Here is a 17880-nt window from a genome sequence, read left to right on the forward strand (position 1 = left end):
TTCAATGCCTCGCGCGGCAGTTTTGCTGATCAATCTCGGTACACCAGACGCACCCACTGCGCGTGAAGTACATCGTTATCTTGCGGAGTTCCTCTCCGACCCGCGCGTGATCGAAATGCCGCAATGGCTTTGGCAGCCCATTCTTCGCGGCCTCGTGCTTCCATTCAGGAGTCACGCGGCGGCGCGCCGATATGAATCCATCTGGATGCCCGACGGATCGCCGCTCCGCGTGCATACCGAACAGCAGGCCACCGCACTTCGAAGATGGCTGGCCGAACGTGGACAGCAGGTGCGCGTCGCTTACGCGATGCGTTACGGCACGCCGAGCATCGCGGGAGAACTCGATCGGCTGATCCGGCAGGGCTGCGATCGCATTGTGATCTTGCCAATGTATCCGCAGTACGCGGCATCGACCACCGCCACTGCCTTCGACAAGGTGGCCTCCGCGTTCGCACAGATCCGCAATCAACCGGAGGTGCGTTTCATCAAACAGTACTTTGCAGATTCACGCTATATTTCCGCGCTCGCCGACACCGTACGGCGGCACTGGTATGTGCACGGACGCCCCGACTTCAGCCGCGGCGATCAAATGCTTCTGAGCTTTCACGGCTTACCGCAACGCGCTATCGAGCGTGGCGACCCTTACCACGCGCAGTGCCTCGAGACGGGCGCACTGCTTGCCGAGGCGCTGAGCCTTGACGCACACCACTGCAGAGTGACGTTCCAGTCGGAGTTCGGAAGACAGGAGTGGATCGGACCACATACCGCGGAAACACTGGCTGAACTCGGCGCGTCCGGCACGCATCGCGTAGACGTCTTTTGCCCGGGCTTTACTGCCGACTGTATCGAAACCGTCGATGAAATCGGCGTTGAAGGGCGGGACACGTTCCTCAAATGGGGCGGCAGGGAGTTCCATCGGATCGATTGCGTGAACGCGTCAAGGTCGTTCATCGATGCACTCGGGGAGCTTGCACTCGATCAGTTGAAGCACTGGAGCGGCGTCGTCACACAATCCCGCCGGAAGGAAGAAGTCACGATCTCTGACATGGGCGCCGCATCATGTCTTACGCTTTGATTCCTGCAGGTTGCGCGCGGTCCACGTGCAGGCCCACGCACCCTGTATTCAATTTCTAATAGACTGCAGGAAATAGTGCTCCGGCAACGCAATGCCAAGGCCGAGCCGCGCCGCTTCCCGATACACGTGCCCGCCCACCGCCGCAAACTGCACGCCCCAGTTGCCCACCGTGTAATAGAAGGTGATCTGCCGGGCATCCGTGCGGCCCGGCGCGCGGCCGGTTATCACGTCGGTGTAAACCGGCCAGCCGGTCGTATCCACTCTTTCCCCGCGTGACACGGGCAAACGCGCCCGCTCCTCGCCGCTTCCGCCGATAAACGCATTCGGGCTGCCCGACACGCGCTGGCTGAAGCGTTCACTCTCCTCCATCGGCAAGCGTTCACGGCCTTGCGCGATGCACACGTCGAAGCGGTTTGCGACCCTGGTGTCGAATTCACGCGGTGTGAGCGCCACCACGTGCATGCCCGGTTCCAACCAGTTGGCGTCGATGACGGGCGTCATGCTGTCGGTGCAGGTGGCGACGATGTCGGCGCCGCGCACCGCCTCTTCGGCCGAGCCGACAACTTCTACTTCGATCCCGAGTTTCGCCGCCATGTCCCGCGCAAATCGCAAACGGTTCGCCTCGCGACGGCTGAAAACGCGCACGCGCCGAATCTCGCGTACCGCCACCAGCGCCTCGAGAAACGTTTCGGCCATGCCGCCCGAGCCGATCATGCCGATGGTATGCGCGTCCTCACGCGCAAGCAGCCGCGTGCCGAGTCCTGCCGCGCCGCCCACGCGCATGTGTTGCAGGTGGCCGTCGTTGAGCATCGCGAGCGGCTTGCCGTTCTCGGTACTGAACAGCATCACCAGCCCGCAATACGTGCCCGGCTCGACGCAGTACTTCTGCTCGCTGCCCGCGCGGCCGTCGGCGTCACGCGGCCACACCATCACGTCCGATTTCAGACGCACCGCCAGAATGCCGTCGGTCGCGCCATCCACCGAGCCGAAACGGTAATAGCTGTCGTCGCGCTGCGTCGGCACATAGGTGTCGATACGTGGACGCCCAATCGACGCGCCACCCGGCAATCCGGCAAACGCGCGTTCCTGCACGTCGATGCAATCGCGCATCGTCAGCACGCGCGCGACACAGTCGTTATCGATAAGCAGCATCGTAATGAGTCCCCGAGCGTTCCCGTTAGCGTCCGAATCAGCGTGCAACCAGCCGCGCCGCGCCTGCCCCGGCGCGCCGCCCGAACACCACGCCGGCGACGAGCCCCGTGCCGCTGCCGTAGTTGTGATAGTAAAGACCGCCGACAATCTCGCCCGCCGCGAACAACCCTCGAATCGGCGTACCCGACGTGTCGAGCACCTCGGCCTCCGTCGACACCTTCAGTCCACCGAACGTAAAAGTCACGCCCGTGGTCACGCCATAGGCTTCAAAAGGCGGCGTGTCGAGCCGATTGGCCCAGTTGGTTTTGTCGATGCCGAGTCCACTCGTGCGCAGGCCGTCGTGGATGTTCGGATTGAACGACACATCGGGCCGCGGCGCCTCGTTATACGCGCGCACGGTACGCAGAAAACCTTCTGGATCGACGCCCGTGAGTTTCGGCGCCAGTTCTTCGAGCGTGTTCGCCGTCTCTTTCGTGATGCGCGCAATCCTGTACTCGTCGCGCAGCAGCTTGACGACTTTCTGATCGAAGATCTGCCACGCGAAAAGGCCCGGCTGGCGCAAGACTTCATGCCCATATTTCGCGTAGGTGAAACTGTGAAAGTCGAGCCCCTCGTCGAGAAAACGCTCGCCCTTCGCGTTCACCAGAATCCCGAACGGGTAGTTGTGTTTCTGGAAGCGATCGCCAATCGTCAGATCGCCGTACTCGGGTGCATTCATGTCCCATTGCACCGCATGCGCGCCGGACCAATGCCCCGTTACCGCCGCGCCGATTTCCATCGCCATCTTGTGGCCCCAGCCGGTGTTGTAGCGTGTGCCACGCACTTTTGCCAGGTCCCAGTTCGGCCCGAGATAGCGCGCACGCATCTCCGCGCTCGACTCGAAACCGCCGCATGCGAGCACCACCGCTTTCGCGCGGATGTCGACCTGCCGCCCCTCATGCATGGCGCGCACGCCTTCGATGCGCCCGTCGCCATGCAGCAGGCCCATTGCCTGAGTGCGATAGAGCACGCCGATTCCCGCGTCCTTCAGCGCATGATGCAGCGTTTCGACCAGATGCGTGCCGCCCCCCAGAATGTGGCAGGCGAGACCGCCCCAGAAACGGAATTTGCCTTCGACACGAAATGCCTGCCGCCCCAGCGCCGGCTGGAATCGCACGCCATGCCGCTTGAGCCACAGCGCGGCGTCGTAGCTGTTGCCGATCAGTACGTCGGTCAGATCCGGGTCGGCGCGGAACTCGGTTAGCCGGCCGATATCGTCGAAGTACTGCTCGCGCGTGTAGGTGCCGAAATCGATATTCGGCAGGTCCAGTTCCGCGATATCCGGCGCGAGCTTCAACAGGTCGTCGACGGAATCGTAGACGAAGCGGAACGCGCCGCCAGTGAATGCTGAGTTGCCGCCGCGCGCTTCCTCCGGTGCGCTTTCGAGCAGCGCGATGCGCTTCGCGCCGCCTTCGCGCGCGGCGAGCGCCGCATTGGCCGCGGCGTTTCCCGCGCCGATTACTAGCACATCGATATCGTTGAGTTCGTCGAGGGTCATCAGTTGGCTCTCCAGTTCCAGTGTGATCTAGCGCCGTGGGTATTCAGCGAGCGGCGTCAGCGACGCCGCGTCCACTTCGTCCACGACCGGGTTCAGTGTTTCGAGGCTGCGGCCGGTGGTCCGCGGGCCGAAGACAAGCGTGATCAACGCAGTCAGGAACCATGCGCCCGCGATATACATGAACACGGTCACATAGCCGTAGTTCGTGTAGATCGCCGCGATCACGAAGGCATTCGCGACATTCGCGATCCGGCCCGCGCCATACGTGAGACCCGTTGCGCTATTGCGCACGCCGGTCGGAAACTGCTCGGGCGTGTACGAATAGAGTAGCGTCGCGAAGGTCTGCGTCAGCATGCCGACCGCGAATCCGAACGTCACGATCAGTACCGGCGTGAAGCTCAGCCCGTATAGCAGGCCGAATCCCGCGATCAGGAGCGCAACGAGCGCGATCAGATGCTTGCGTTCGAAACGGTCGGCGGGATAGACCGCGAGCAATGCGCCAAGCGGCGCGCCCACGTTGATCAGCGTGAAATACGTGAGGCTGCGTGCAATCGTGATGCCGTGATGCACCAGCAAGGTCGGCACCCATGCTTCAAAGCCGTAGAAGCCGATCGTCTGCAGCAGCCAGATCGCGCAGAGCGTGAGCGTGCGCCGCCGGTAGACGCTGTTAAACATCGTCATCCATGGCTCGCGCGCTTCGGGCGGCCGCACGACGACCTCGGGCGAGCTCAGCACGTTACCTTCGGCGATGCTCCTTGCCTCCATCGCCGAGAGCGCGGCTTCGGCCTCGTCGAAGCGTCCGGCTCGCGCGCTCCAGCGTGGCGACTCGGGAAGCCGCTTTGCGATCAGCGGAAACGCAATGCCAAGCGCGCCCCACACGAAGACCCAGCGCCAGCCGTCTGGACCGAACGGCACGAGCAACCGCGCGACGAAGTTGGTCAGCGGAATCGCGCACAGGTTGATGACCATGGCCCACGATTGCCAGGTGCCGCGCGAGCGCGCCGGAAAGAGTTCGGCGATATAGGTCATCACCGTCACCATGCCCGCGGAAATGCCGAACCCGGTGACGACCCGCGCGGCGAACAGATACGGGACGCTCGGTACGACCGCCGTTGCCAGCGAACCGAGCGACGAAATCAGCACGAACAGCATCAGCGAGCGTTTGCGCCCGAGCCGGTCGGACAGCAAACCGCCGAGCGTCGCGCCGAAGAACATGCCGATGAAACTCGCGGACGTGATCAGTGCGATTTCATTGATCGCGATATGCCAATGCCGGATCAGCGCGGGCGCCGCCGACGCGAACGTGTTGATATCGCAGCTATCGAAAAAGAGCGGAATCGCGAACAGGAACATCCATTCGCGATGCATCCGCGAGTTCGGCAAACGGTCGACGCGCGCGGCGACGAGTGAGTCGTTCATGCCTGTCTCCTTTGTCGACCGGAGTTAGTGCTTTAGCACTTACTCCGGTCCCATGCAAAGTTGTCCGGCGGTCGTAGCCGCGCGATTATCCTGCTCGTTCGTATGAACTATCCAACGCGGCCCGACAACTGCGTCAGTGCCGCAAACCTGCTTCGAATAAACCAGTCACCGTGCTGATGTCTTCAATACCGTCGATGCGCCACAACATGCCCAACGCGTCGCGGCTCGCATCGGGCGTCAATACGTGATTCGCGCAGTCGAGAAACTTGGCTTCGATCCGTGCATCCGGCAACGGATTGGCCGACGTGCGGCCCGCCGCGCGCGCGACGCGTTTCGACACACGCCGCCCATCGCTTAACTGAACGACAACTTCTGCCCCGAAATGATCCGCTTGCTGGTCCGCCAAAGGATCCGGCTCAGCGACGATCTTCGACATGAGCGCGCGAATCGCGGGGTCGGCGTACGCGTCGCCTTCGAAATCGGACAACACCACGCGCCCCTGCGCCAGCGCGCGCGCCACACAGTACTGCACGCTGAATTTTGCGTCGAGCGCACTGGCCGGTTGCGGGCGGTTCGTATGCTGAAGGCGGCGCGGATGTGTCCACGACACAACCGATTCGACATCGTCCGGCTTCAGTCCGTATTCGCCGACGAGCATCAACATCGCGTCGATCGCCGGGTGCGTGCTGCCGCAGCATGGGTACTGCTTGATCGCAATGCCGGGTTCGACGATGTCGAGTGGATCGGCCCAATGCGTCAGCGCCGCTTCGGCGTCGTAATGGCCCACACCGTTGTAGACGTTGAAAAAGCCCTGTTGATGTTCGAAGGTTTCGTCGCCAGCGCTGAAACCCTCGCGCGCCAGAAGCGTCGCGATCAATCCATTGCGCGACGCATGACCGACGTGCAACGGCTTCGTCATGGTGCCGAAATTGGCCTTGATGCCGGAAGCGAACGACGCGGCAATCGACAACGCGGTCGCCGTGTGCGCCGCATCCAGTTCGAGCAGATGCGCCGACGCAGCACACGCGCCGAATACGCCGAGCGTCGCCGTTGGATGCCAGCCTTTGTCGTAGTGATGAAAATTGACGGCATGCGCAATGCGCGCCTGCGCTTCAAAACCCGCCACGTAAGCGGTGACGAGGCGTCGCCCGCTCGCGTGCCCCTCTTCGGCGAGCGCGAAGAGCGCCGGCAGGATCGGCGCGGATGGATGACCGCCGAGTGTATTGCTGCAATCGTCGAAGTCGAGCGCATGCGCGGCCGTGCCGTTGACGAGCGCTGCGTCGCTGGGCTTCATCCGCTCGCGCGTGCCGACCACGAGCGCGGCTCCGTTGGAAGGCGCCGCCACGGTCCGCGCAATCCGCGCGCAGGGTTCCGCCGAACCCGCCAGCGTCACGCCGATCGTATCGATGATGCCGATGCGCGCCCAGCGCAACGCTTCGTCGGGCACGTCGGCGGAAGTGAACGCGGCGATGCGTTCGCCCAGCGTCTTCGCGATGCTCATCAGCGGTCTCCTTGTACAAGCGAAAGATCTGGCGGCGATCTGTGCAATGGATCGGTCGATGAAGCAGACATCGCGTCGAGCCAGTGCAGATCCGCTTCGTCTTCCACCCGGTCCAACTGCTCGAACAACGCGTGCGCCGCTGCGCCCAGCCGCTTCGTCATCCGCATGAACTTGGCGCGCAATTGGGCCGGTGTGAACGGCGTCGACGGACAGCCCGGGAAGTCCGTCTGCGCCAATTCGTAGGTCGTGCCGTTATCGAGCGTGATGCGTGTGACGGTGGCGAGGCCGGTGGCGTCGGTCGCGACGAGCGTCACGCGCTGCGCGAGTTCGCGGATGGCTTCGTCTTGCAACAGGTGGTCGCCGAAGGTCGACGGATCGTCGGCATCGTGCAGCAGCGCCGCCGCCACGCACACCGGCACGCTGTATTGAGCGAGCACCTGATTGGCGGGCAGCTTGATATCGTGATTCGCGGCAAGACGCGGCGCGCCCTCGATCCGGATCGCGATGATGCGGCGCGCGTCGATATCGTACGCGGCGCGCAGTTGCTGCGCGGCGTAGACCGGTGTGTGCGCCACGATGTGACACGCGTAGCGCTTCAGGCACAGCGTCGGCGTTTCATAGTGCGCGCCTAAACCAGCGGTCAGACGCGCCGCGTCCGAGGCCTCGCAATACGCCTCCAGAAAACCGTAGCGCCCTTCGAGCACCGTCGACGGCCCGTCGAACCCCGCTTGAGCCAGTTGCACGGCGACGATGCCCGATTGCGCCGCGCGCCCCAGGTGGATGCGTTTGACGAGACCACCATCGCCGGACTTAGCGAATTCGAGCAATCCGCCGCTCAACGACCCCGCAATGCCCAACGCGCGACTCAATGTATCCGCATCGACGCCGGCCAGCTTGCCCGCTACGATCGCGGCGCCGAACGGTCCCGTCAAACCCGGCGCATGAAAGCCGCGTGCTTCGGCCGAGTGTTTCGTCGCCGTGCCGATCCGGAATAGCACCTCGATACCGGCGACGAGCGCCGCCAGCACTTCGCGTCCCGATGCGCCATAAACCTGCGCGGCGGCAAGCGCAACCGGCACCAGCGTCGCGCCGGGATGAACGCCGGCGCCAGGCTGCCGCAAGCTATCGAGTTCCGCCGCGTGGACCAGCACGCCGCCCGCAAACGCCGCCGCCTCCGGCGCGACGCGCCGGCTCGTGCCAGGAATCGCACACGGACCCGCGGCCGCATGGCTGACATAGCGCAGCGCGGCCTTGCCGGCTTCCACCTCCTGTCCGTACAACGCCGCGCCGATCGCGTCGATCAGGCAGTCTTTGGCAAGCCGCACGATGTCGGCGGGCAAGTGCTCGAAGCGCACGCTGAGCGCGTACTCCGACAACAACTGCGCAGCGGTGCGTCCAGCGGATGAAGCCGGCTGCATGAAAGCGTCTCCATTGATCTTGGTGATCAGCTTGGTGGCCACTGAGGTGACCACCTCAGTGACCACATTACTGGCGCGCTTCTTCGTCGATCACCGACCGGTGGCGCGTCTCGGGCATCAGCACGTACGTGAGCAGCGACACCGCCGCGCACGCGCTGACGTAATAGAAGAACCATGATTCGTGGCCCGCGTGCTTGAAGCGCAACGCGAGATATTCGGTGGTGCCGCCCATCACCGACGACACGATCGCGAACGGCAGGCCAACGCCGAGCGCGCGAACCCTCGCGGGAAAAAGCTCCGACTTGACGAGCCAATGAATCGACGAGAAGCCGCTGAGAATGCCGAGCGCAGCAAGGTTCAATGCAAAAGCGGTGAGCGCGCTATGAGTCGCGCCCAAAGCATGCATCAGAGGCACCGTCAGGAACGTGCCGCCGACACCGAAGATCATCATGACCGGACGCCGTCCGATCAGATCGGACAACAGGCCGAAAAGCGGCTGAAAACCCATGTAAATGACGAGCGCCACGGTTGCGATCAGCGTCGCCGTGTCGCGGCTGAAGCCCGTCGTGTTGACCATGAACTTCTGCAGATAGATCGTGAACGTGTAGAACGCAACGGTGCCGCCGATGCTGATGCCGATCGTCCACAGCGTCTGACGCCGATGCTGGATCAGCAGCACCAGCAGACTGCCCCGCTCCGTCTGCTTCCGCAGGCCGGCACCGCCTTCACGCTCGAATGCGTCGGTCTCCGCAATGCCGCGCCGCAGATACAGAGCGAAGACGGCCAGCGCGCCGCCGATCGCAAACGGAATCCGCCATCCCCACTGTTCGAGTTGCGTGGGCGTCAACACGAACCGTTGCAGCACGAGCATCAGCGCGAGCGCCACCAGTTGCCCCATCACCACCGTCACCTGGACGAAGCCGACAAAGAAGCCGCGCCGGCCCGTCGGCGCCATTTCGCTCAGATACGTCGCGCTCGTGCCCGCTTCCCCGCCCATGCTGAAGCCTTGCAGCAGACGGGCGCAGACCAGCACGGCGGGCGCGGCCACGCCGATCGACGCATACGTCGGCGTCAACGCGATAATCAGCGAGCCGACGCTCATCATCGCCACCGATACGCTCAACGCCACGCGCCGCCCGCGTCGGTCGGCGAGCGCGCCGATGGCCCAGCTGCCGAGCGGCCGCACGACATAACCGATCGCCGCGACAGCCGCCGCATTCAGGAGTTGCGCGGTCTGATTGCCGCCCGGGAAAAAAGCCTTGCTGAAATAGATCGAGAAAATCGAGTACGCCAGAAAGTCGTACCATTCGATAACGTTGCCGGCACTGCCGCCGATAATCGAGCGCAACCGTTCGCGCCGCGCGGCGGGCGTGGCGGACAACGGGAGTGTGTGCGCAGTCGCGGCCACGATGGCTCCTCAGGGGGCGCTCGCGAGAAGCCGCGCGAGTTCTCTGGCGTCCGGCTGATCTTCGGCGTGCATCACCCAGTCGACGATGCGCGCGATCTGCCGTGCGTCGATCCGATGCGCGGCGAGCTTTCTCATCTTGCCGACGATATCCGCTTCGCTCGCAAACGCGTGTTCGCTGCCGCGCTGCGCCTCGACCGTTTCTTCGAGCCGCGTGCCGTCGCGCAACAGCACCTCGACGCGCACCATATGCCGCAGCATGGAACCGCGCGCGGTAATCGACGGATCCTCGACCACCTGCACGCGATCGGCCAGTGCCATGCGCTGCGGGTCCGCGACCTTGTCCTCGCTGAACTGGTCGACGAAGACGTCGCCTTCGAGCAGCAGTGTCGCGACGCAATACGGCAGGTTGAGCTGCGCGGAGGTCAGCCCCTGCGGCACGTATTTCCAGCCCACGTGATCGACCGTCACACGCGAACCGTGCACGACGATCTGCTCGATATCGTCCGGACCGAATGGATGACGCGCCTGCATCGCGCGGATCGCGTCGAGGGTGGTGTGATTGCTGCCCACGCAGGAGTAGAACTTCAGTGCGATGCGCATGGTCTCGAAGCGCTCGCCGAGGCCATCCACGAGCTGCGTGAGATCGAAGCGGTCCGACGAACGCGAGAACGTGCTGCAAAAGCCGCCGTACGGGTTTTCAAACACGTCGACGATACCCGTGAAACCGTTTTGCGCGAGCATCGCGCCGTACAGGCCGCTTTGCGCGGCCCGGCCTGCATGCATGCGCTTGACCATCGCGCCGAACTGCGCGGCCATCAGCCCCGCCGCCTGCGTGCCGCCGATGCCGAGCGCGTGCACCGTCTGTTCCACATCGAGCCGCAACGCGGCTGCCGCACCCGCCGCGGCCGAGAATACGCCGACCGTCGCGCCCGAATGCCAGCCTTGCGCGATGTGCTCCGGTCCCATGCACATGCCCACGCGTGGGCCGACCTCATAGCCCGCCACGCAGGCACGCAGGAAATCGCGGCCTGACATCGGCGCGCCGACGGACAGCAGTTCGGCGACGGCGAGCACGGTCGGCAAGGTCACCGCCCCGACATGGAGCACGCCGACGCGATGCACGTCGTCGAGTTCGAAACTCTGGATCAAGGTGCCGTTGACGAGCGCCGCGTGCGGCGCGGACAAACGCAACGGCATGCCCCACACGCGGCAACCCGGCGTGCTATCGACGCGCTGCAAGGTATCCGCAAGAATGCGGCTCCACGGCAACCCGGCGCCGAAAAGGGCGCAGCCGAGCGAATCGAGAATCAGCAGTTTGATGCGCGCGCGCACCTCGTCCGGTATCGCCTCATAGCGCAAGCCCGCGACGAATGCGGCCACGCCGCCGGTATAAGGGTTTGCGCCTACGTCGTTGTGTTGATTCATCGTTTCCGTTCTGGGTGGCAATCGCGCGGATTGGGTTGCACGAAAATGTCGTGCCTTCAGTATCCGCAGCCCGGACGCGTTTGTGAATTGCACGCGACGTGATTATTATTGCGTCACATGCAAGAGTCAGCGGGGTGCAGATGAACCGTTTTCCGGGAGTCGATCTCGACGCATTGCGGGCTTTCGTCGCGGTCGCGTCGCACGCGTCGTTCAACGACGCGGCGATCGAACTGAACCTGTCCGCGTCCGCTTTGACGCGGCGCATCAAACGGCTCGAGGAAGCGCTCGACGCCATGCTGTTCGAACGCACTACACGTACCGTCGCGCTCACCAGTTCCGGCGAATTGCTGTTGCCGCGCGCGCAGGGCGTGTTGCGTGAGCTTGATGCATCACTCGAACTCGTGAGCGAAGCGACGCGTATCCGTACCGGTCAGTTGACCATCGCGTGCATTCCGACCGTAGCCAAATTCATGCTGCCGAAAATCGTCAGCACTTATCACAAGCGGCGTCCTGAAGTACGGCTCAGGCTCATCGAGGCCAACCTCGCGACGGTCGTGCAGCGTGTCGCGAACGGCGAGGCGGAATTCGGCATTGCGTTTCTGGTGAACGAATCGCCGGAGCTTGAAATCGACGAACTGCTTGTGGATCCGTACGTGCTGGCCTGTCCCGCGGATCATCCGCTCGCCGCGAGCGAGCACGTGACGTGGCCTGAGTTGCGGCCGTGGCCGCTGATCGTTTCCGGCACATCGAGCGGCAACCGGCGCATGCTCGACGCCGCGCTCAGGGATATCGACTGGCGCCCCGACCGGCTGATCGAGATCGAGCATCTGACCACTTCATTGGGGCTCGTCGAAGCGGGACTCGGCATCTCCATCATTCCGCGTTGCGCGGCGCCGCGCGACGCGCACGCGCGCATCGCGATCCGGCCTCTGGTTGATCCGACGGTCGCGCGAACCATCGGTCTGATTCGAAGGCGCGATGCCGCGCTCTCGTCGATCGCGCGCGACTTTCGTCTCGCGCTGCGCAGGATGGCGCCATTCGATCCGTCGATCCTGCACGAGCCCGCTTGAACCTGTCGGCGCGTTGACTGAATGGCTCAGTGGATGTGAGACCGGATCATGGCGTCTTTCGAAGGCGTCCGATCTGGCGGCGCCACGCTGTCGGCGGACTCCAACACATCGATGCTCGTGTCGGTACGGTCGAGCATCGCGCGGGCCTTGTTCATATCCAGCGCCCCTTCCCATCGAGCTACCACAATGGTCGCCACCCCGTTGCCGATCAGATTCGTGACCGCACGAGCCTCGTTGAGGAAGCGATCGACACCTAGCAGCAGCACCAGTCCAGACACGGGGATTTTGTGCATCGAGGCCAGCGTGGCAGCCAGCGCGACGAATCCGGCTCCGGCCACACCCGCAGACCCCTTGGATGTCAGCAACAGCACGCCGAGCAGCAGCAACTGGTCCCAGATCGTCAGGTGGATATTCATCGCTTGCGCGACGAACATCGAGGCCATGGTCAGGTAGATCGCCGTCCCATCGGCATTGAAGGTATAGCCGGTGGGCAACACCATCCCGACCACGGGCCGTGAGCACCCCAGCTTCTCCATCTTGATGAGCATCTGCGGGAGTACTGCTTCAGTCGAAGCGGTGCCGAGGGTAATGAAGATTTCGTCCTTGATGTAGCGGAGATACTTCCACAGCGACAGCCCGCTCATCCGCATCACCAGACCCAGCACCACGACGACGAAGAAAATCGAGGTCAGGTAGAGGCACAGCATCAGTTGGCCGAACGACGCCAGCGTGCCGATTCCGTACTTCGCGATGGTGAATGCCATGCCGCCAAAGGCACCGATGGGCGCGACATACATGACGATTCGCACGACGCCGAACATGCCCTGGAGGAACATGTCGAGCATATCGACGAACGGCGCGGTGCGAGGCCCCAGCCTGGCGAGCGCGATGGCAAACAGAAGCGAGAAGAAGATGATCGGCAGGATATCCCCATTCGCGAACGCTCCGACAATGCTGTTCGGAACGATGCTCATGAAGAAGTCGAGCATCCCGTGCTGTTGCGCTGCGTGCGTATAGGTGGAGATCGCTGAACTGTCGATATGCGCGGGGTCGATGTTCATACCGCTGCCCGGCTTGATGACGTTCACGATAACAAGTCCGACAGCGAGCGCGATCGTCGATGCAATTTCGAAGTAGACGACCGCCTTGACGCCGACGCGGCCGGCCTCATGAAGGTCTGTCATGCGGGCAATGCCGACCACAACGGATGCAAAAATGATCGGAGCGAGCAGCATCCGGATCAGTTTGATGAACAGGTCTCCGAGCGGTTTGAGTTGAGAACCGAGGTCAGGGTAGAAATGCCCGACGAGGACACCGGCAATAATGCCAATCAGAACCTGTACGTAGAGCTTGGAAAGAGATTTTCCGATCTTTGAAACCCGCATGACTGTCTCCTATGCGTGGCATCTTCTAATGAAAGTCAGATTCGTACTCCCGGCAGCGGGATTTACCGTTGGGGAGAGTACGAACCGATTTCGCCAGCGTTCTTTGTCTATTTTTATCAACGCTACGCCGACGCTTGTTGTCGGCGCGTTTTGTCGGACTACGGCTTATGCGGACAGCTTTTGCATCTCGACGAAGAGATCGGCTTTTCCTTCGAAGCCGATGCCCGGCAGATCAGGCATCGTGATGAAGCCTTTTTCCACCTTCACGCCGTCGGGGAAGCCGCCGTAAGGCTGGAACAGGTCCGGATAGGATTCGTTGCCGCCGAGGCCAAGTCCGGCCGCGATGTTCAACGACATCTGATGGCCGCCGTGCGGAATGCAGCGGCTCGGTGACCAGCCGTGCTGGCGCAGCATGTCCAGCGTGCGCAGATACTCGACGAGGCCGTAGCTCAGCGCGCAGTCGAATTGCAACCAGTCGCGATCCGGGCGCATGCCGCCGTAACGGATCAGGTTGCGGGCATCCTGCATCGAGAACAGGTCTTCGCCGGTCGCCATCGGCTTGTCGTAGTAGTTGCGTAGCGTGGCCTGCAATTCGTAATCGAGCGGGTCGCCCGGCTCTTCGTACCAGAACAGGTCGTATTGCGAGAGTGCCTTCGCGTACTGGATCGCCGTGTCGAGGTCGAAGCGGCCGTTGGCGTCGACAGCGAGTTTTTGTCCGTCGCCCAGTACGCTCAGAATCGAGTCGATGCGGCGCAGATCTTCGTCGAGCGAAGCGCCGCCGATCTTCTTCTTCACGACCGTATAGCCGCGGTCGATATAGCTGCGCATTTCGTCTTTCAGCTTCCCGTGGTCCTGGCCTGGGTAGTAGTAGCCACCGGCCGCGTACACGAAAATCTTGCGATCGGGCTGACCATTACCGTAGCGGTCGGCCAGCAACTGGAACAGCGGCTTGCCTTCGATCTTCGCCACCGCATCCCAGATCGCCATGTCGATGGTGCCGATCGCGACCGACCGCTCGCCGTGGCCGCCCGGCTTTTCGTTCATGAACATGGTCGCCCAGATCTTGTGCGGATCGAGGTTGTCGCCGGCGTCGTTGACGAGCGTGGCGGGGTCGGCTTCGAGAACGCGCGGAATGAAGCGCTCGCGCATCAGCTTGCCCTGGCCGTAGCGGCCGTTCGAATTGAAGCCGTAACCCACCACCGGCTTGCCGTCGCGGATGACGTCCGTCACCACGGCGACGAGACTCAGCGTCATCTTGCTGAAGTCAATGTAGGCATTGCGGATCGGGGAACTGATCGGAACGGTCTTTTCGCGGATTTCAACGATTCTCATGACGGTGTCTCCTGAGTTTTGGGCACGTATCGCATGCGTCTGGCTGCAATGGAAACTAGGTTATCCGCGAAATGAGGCGTTAGAATTCGCTTAGATTCATTTCATTTTTTACTTTAGGTGAACAGCCAAAGTGACAACTGACTCGGCATCCGACTTCGAGTTTTTCATCCTCCTCGCCAAACTCAAAAGCTTGTCGGGGGCGGCGCGCGCGCTCGATCTCACGCCGCCGGCCGCGACCAAACGCCTTGGGCTGATGGAACAAAAACTGGGCGCGCGGTTGGTCAACAGGACAACGCGCAGTGTCAGCCTGACGCCGGAGGGCGAGACCTACCTGCGCTACGCAACACAGATCGTCGGGCAAGTCCGGCAGATGGAGGACGAGATATCGGGGGCGCGATCCGATCCCCATGGACTGTTACGCGTCAATGCGACGCTCGGTTTCGGGCGCACGGCCATCGCGCCGCTCGTGTCCGAATTCGCGAAGCGCTTTCCCAACGTGGAGATCCAGTTTGAAGTGACGGACCGGCCCATCGATCTGGTCGAGGAAGCGTTCGACATGGCGATCCGTTTTGGAACGCTTCCTGACAGCCGGCTTAGCGCCCGGCGCATCATGAGCAATCGCCGGTTTCTTTGCGCCTCCCCGAAATACCTCGAACGATTTGGGACACCGGAGCGCATAGAGGATCTGGTTCGGCACCGTTGCATCATTCATCGCCAGAACGATGATGCTTATGGCGTGTGGCGGTATATGCAGGGGGACCACACCGAAGCGTTGAAGGTCAAAGGCGCGCTTTCGAGCAACGATGGCGATATCGTGCTGCGGTGGGCGCTCGACGGACATGGGATATTGATTCGTTCCGAATGGGATCTGGCGAAGTACGTTCAAAGCGGCCGGCTAAAACTGGTTTTACCCAATACGGTACTGCCGTCGGCCGATCTGTTTGTCTACTATCCCAGCCAGCGAAACCAGACGGCACGCGCCCGGGCATTCATCGATTTTCTGATCGATCATTTTCAGGCCCCGTTCATTCCGGTTGAAACCGGCGCTTTGCTGTACGACCAGAAAAAGAAAGCGGGCCGCAAGCTGTGAGTCGCGTGCTGTCATTGCACGGACGCTGTCACGGACGGCGCGCGTTCGATCATTAGCCGTAGTCGTTGATCCTGGCCGCCCGTGCGGTCGGTTTTGTGCCCTTTGCCGAGCTTGCGTCGACCTTACGTCGAACCAATAGGATCGCTCACGGCGCCGCGCTGCGCCGTTTGCCCCAACTGCTCGCCGAACTGCAACGCAGCAAGCTGAGCATAGAGCGGCGAGCTCAGCAGGAGCTCCGCGTGACGACCCTGCGCGACGATACGCCCCTGTTCAAGCACGACAATGCGATCGGCCTGCTGGACGGTCGCGAGGCGGTGCGCAATGACGAGTGTGGTGCGATTCTGCGCGGCATTGTCCAGCGCCTTTTGCACCAGCCGTTCGCTGGCGGCATCGAGTGCACTGGTCGCTTCGTCCAGCAGCAGGATGGGCGGATTCTTCAGGATCGCGCGAGCAATCGCAATGCGCTGGCGCTGTCCGCCGGACAGGCGCACGCCGCGCTCGCCGAGAAAGGTGTCGTAGCCCTGCGGTAGTTCTTCGATAAAGCCGGCCGCAGCGGCCATATCGGCAGCCCGCTGGACCTGCGCGAGCGTGGCTTCCGGCGCGCCATAGCGGATATTGTCGAGTACGCTCCCGGAAAAGATCACCGATTCCTGCAGCACCACGCCGATTTCCTTGCGCAGTTCAACGAGCGGCACGTCACGGTTCGGGACGCCGTTGATCAGAATGCGGCCGGCTTGTGGATCGTAAAAGCGCAGCAGCAACTGGAACAACGTGGTCTTGCCCGCGCCGGACGGGCCGACCAGTGCGACATGTTCGCCCGGACGGACATCGAGCGAGACCGCGGAAAGCGCCGCGATGCCCGGGCGCGACGGATACGAGAAGCTGACCTCGTCGAAGCGGATGCCCTCGCCTCGCGCAGGCAGCGTGACCGTCGTCTCGGCCTCCACCACCGGCGAGCGCGCCGCCAGCAATTGCAGCAAACGTTCGGTGGCGCCGGCAGCGCGCTGCAGATCGCCCCACACCTCGGCGACCGCGCCCACGGCGCCCGCCGTGAACACCGCGTAGAGGATGAACTGGGACAATTGGCCCGCTGTCATCCGCCCGGCCAGCACTGCCTGCGCTCCGAGCCACAGCACGAATACGATGGCGGTGAACACCAGCACGATCACCACGGCGGTCAACCAGGCGCGCGCGCGAATGCGCGTGAGCGCGGTCTCGAAGGCCGCCTCCACCGCGCCGGCAAACCGGCGTGTTTCAAAGGGTTCCTGCGTGTACGACTGCACGGTCGGCATGGCATTGAGCACCTCGCCCGCCAGCGCGCTAGTGTTCGCGATCTTGTCCTGGCTCGCGCGCGAGAGCCGCCGCACGCGCCGGCCGAAGATCACGATAGGCGCGACCACCACGACCAGCGTCGCGATGATGTAGCCGGACAGCACCGGGCTCGTCACCGCGAGCATGGCCACGCCGCCGGTCAACAGGAAGAAGTTGCGCAATCCCAGCGACAGGCTGGTGCCCACCACCGTCTGGATCAAGGTGGTGTCGGCGGTGAGCCGTGACAGCACCTCGCCGGTTTGCGTGGTCTCGAAGAACTGCGGGCTCATCTGCAGCACGTGATCGTAGACCGCACGCCGCAAGTCGGCCGTGACCCGCTCGCCCAGCCATGACACGAGGTAGAAGCGCAGCGCCGTGGCACCGGCCAGTACCAGCGAAACGATCAATAGCGCGAGGAAATAGCGATCGATGTGCCCCCGGTCGCCCGCGGCGAAGCCACGATCGATCAGGTATTTGAACGCCACCGGCAACACCAGTGTGGCGCCTGCCGAGGTCACCAGCGCGAGGAACGCGAGCGCCCAGCGGCCGGCATAGGGGCGCAGGAAGGGAAATAGGGCAAAGAGCGGGCCGATGCGGGGTGAAGGCGGCGACGACGTCATAGCGTCTGGCATGAGGATTCCCAAGCGGATCGAATATCCTCCCGATTGTGCCAGTCTTGCGGATTGGAAGGCGGCCCGTTTAGGTCCTTCAATCGGGCGTCGCAGTATGGACGATGTACGCGTTGCCGAATTCGACG

Annotated in this window: 13 protein-coding genes; 3 read left to right on the forward strand and 10 right to left on the reverse strand. The window is 63.0% G+C overall.

The window, feature by feature from the left end:
* Window positions 1-4 precede the first annotated feature (4 nt).
* Window positions 5-1075, forward strand: coding sequence for a ferrochelatase (hemH, locus tag P0D73_RS02650; RefSeq protein ID WP_408429509.1), 1071 nt, complete (start codon window positions 5-7; stop codon window positions 1073-1075).
* 48 nt (window positions 1076-1123) lie between these two features.
* Here hemH and P0D73_RS02655 read toward each other — a convergent pair whose 3' ends face one another.
* The 7 genes from P0D73_RS02655 to P0D73_RS02685 form a co-directional block, all read right to left on the reverse strand.
* Window positions 1124-2227 (reverse strand): ornithine cyclodeaminase family protein, encoded by a 1104-nt coding sequence (locus P0D73_RS02655; protein WP_408429512.1) that lies wholly within the window; start codon window positions 2225-2227, stop codon window positions 1124-1126.
* Window positions 2228-2264: 37 nt separating this feature from the next.
* Window positions 2265-3764 (reverse strand): FAD-dependent tricarballylate dehydrogenase TcuA, encoded by a 1500-nt coding sequence (tcuA, locus tag P0D73_RS02660; RefSeq protein ID WP_132378476.1) that lies wholly within the window; start codon window positions 3762-3764, stop codon window positions 2265-2267.
* Between the two features lie 27 nt (window positions 3765-3791).
* Window positions 3792-5183, reverse strand: a complete 1392-nt coding sequence (locus P0D73_RS02665; RefSeq protein ID WP_408181028.1) for an MFS transporter — start codon at window positions 5181-5183, stop codon at window positions 3792-3794.
* Window positions 5184-5316: 133 nt separating this feature from the next.
* Window positions 5317-6684 (reverse strand): MmgE/PrpD family protein, encoded by a 1368-nt coding sequence (locus P0D73_RS02670; protein ID WP_408429514.1) that lies wholly within the window; start codon window positions 6682-6684, stop codon window positions 5317-5319.
* The gene (locus P0D73_RS02675; RefSeq protein WP_408429517.1) at window positions 6684-8102 is read right to left on the reverse strand and encodes an MmgE/PrpD family protein; all 1419 of its coding nucleotides are present in this window, start codon (window positions 8100-8102) and stop codon (window positions 6684-6686) included. Before P0D73_RS02675 ends, P0D73_RS02670 begins: the two co-directional genes overlap by 1 nt.
* Window positions 8103-8169: 67 nt before the next feature.
* Window positions 8170-9510 carry an MFS transporter gene (locus tag P0D73_RS02680; RefSeq protein ID WP_342960443.1) on the reverse strand — a complete coding sequence of 447 codons (1341 nt, stop codon included), beginning with the start codon at window positions 9508-9510 and terminating at the stop codon, window positions 8170-8172.
* A 9-nt stretch (window positions 9511-9519) separates the two neighbouring features.
* Window positions 9520-10935, reverse strand: coding sequence for an MmgE/PrpD family protein (locus tag P0D73_RS02685; protein WP_408181024.1), 1416 nt, complete (start codon window positions 10933-10935; stop codon window positions 9520-9522).
* Between the two features lie 140 nt (window positions 10936-11075).
* On the opposite strand from P0D73_RS02685, the gene P0D73_RS02690 reads away from it, so the two are divergent.
* Window positions 11076-12005 carry a LysR family transcriptional regulator gene (locus tag P0D73_RS02690; RefSeq protein ID WP_408429520.1) on the forward strand — a complete coding sequence of 310 codons (930 nt, stop codon included), beginning with the start codon at window positions 11076-11078 and terminating at the stop codon, window positions 12003-12005.
* 26 nt (window positions 12006-12031) lie between these two features.
* On the opposite strand, the gene dctA is transcribed toward P0D73_RS02690, so the two are convergent.
* Window positions 12032-13390: a C4-dicarboxylate transporter DctA gene (gene dctA / locus P0D73_RS02695; RefSeq protein WP_408317214.1), complete on the reverse strand. Its 1359-nt coding sequence runs from the start codon at window positions 13388-13390 to the stop codon at window positions 12032-12034.
* A gap of 165 nt (window positions 13391-13555) precedes the next feature.
* Entirely contained in the window at window positions 13556-14722 is a 1167-nt protein-coding gene (locus tag P0D73_RS02700) for a mandelate racemase/muconate lactonizing enzyme family protein (RefSeq protein ID WP_408429522.1), read from the reverse strand.
* 130 nt (window positions 14723-14852) lie between these two features.
* Here P0D73_RS02700 and P0D73_RS02705 point away from each other — a divergent pair, with 130 nt between their 5' ends.
* Window positions 14853-15812: a LysR family transcriptional regulator gene (locus tag P0D73_RS02705; protein WP_132378492.1), complete on the forward strand. Its 960-nt coding sequence runs from the start codon at window positions 14853-14855 to the stop codon at window positions 15810-15812.
* 122 nt (window positions 15813-15934) lie between these two features.
* On the opposite strand, the gene P0D73_RS02710 is transcribed toward P0D73_RS02705, so the two are convergent.
* On the reverse strand, window positions 15935-17755 hold the full coding sequence (locus P0D73_RS02710) for an ABC transporter transmembrane domain-containing protein (protein ID WP_408429525.1): 1821 nt from the start codon (window positions 17753-17755) through the stop codon (window positions 15935-15937).
* Window positions 17756-17880: the final 125 nt, after the last annotated feature.

The organism is Paraburkholderia sp. RL18-101-BIB-B, assembly GCF_046026985.1.
In the GTDB taxonomy this organism is placed as follows: Bacteria; Pseudomonadota; Gammaproteobacteria; order Burkholderiales; family Burkholderiaceae; genus Paraburkholderia.

Coding starts and splice junctions, on each gene's coding strand:
- P0D73_RS02665 (WP_408181028.1), bottom strand. CDS start 5,183: ATGAACGACTCACTCGTCGCCGCGCGCGTCGACCGTTTGCCGAACTCG.
- P0D73_RS02685 (WP_408181024.1), bottom strand. CDS start 10,935: ATGAATCAACACAACGACGTAGGCGCAAACCCTTATACCGGCGGCGTG.
- P0D73_RS02655 (WP_408429512.1), bottom strand. CDS start 2,227: ATGCTGCTTATCGATAACGACTGTGTCGCGCGCGTGCTGACGATGCGC.
- P0D73_RS02675 (WP_408429517.1), bottom strand. CDS start 8,102: ATGCAGCCGGCTTCATCCGCTGGACGCACCGCTGCGCAGTTGTTGTCG.
- tcuA (WP_132378476.1), bottom strand. CDS start 3,764: ATGACCCTCGACGAACTCAACGATATCGATGTGCTAGTAATCGGCGCG.
- P0D73_RS02700 (WP_408429522.1), bottom strand. CDS start 14,722: ATGAGAATCGTTGAAATCCGCGAAAAGACCGTTCCGATCAGTTCCCCG.
- hemH (WP_408429509.1), top strand. CDS start 5: ATGCCTCGCGCGGCAGTTTTGCTGATCAATCTCGGTACACCAGACGCA.
- dctA (WP_408317214.1), bottom strand. CDS start 13,390: ATGCGGGTTTCAAAGATCGGAAAATCTCTTTCCAAGCTCTACGTACAG.
- P0D73_RS02710 (WP_408429525.1), bottom strand. CDS start 17,755: ATGCCAGACGCTATGACGTCGTCGCCGCCTTCACCCCGCATCGGCCCG.
- P0D73_RS02670 (WP_408429514.1), bottom strand. CDS start 6,684: ATGAGCATCGCGAAGACGCTGGGCGAACGCATCGCCGCGTTCACTTCC.
- P0D73_RS02690 (WP_408429520.1), top strand. CDS start 11,076: ATGAACCGTTTTCCGGGAGTCGATCTCGACGCATTGCGGGCTTTCGTC.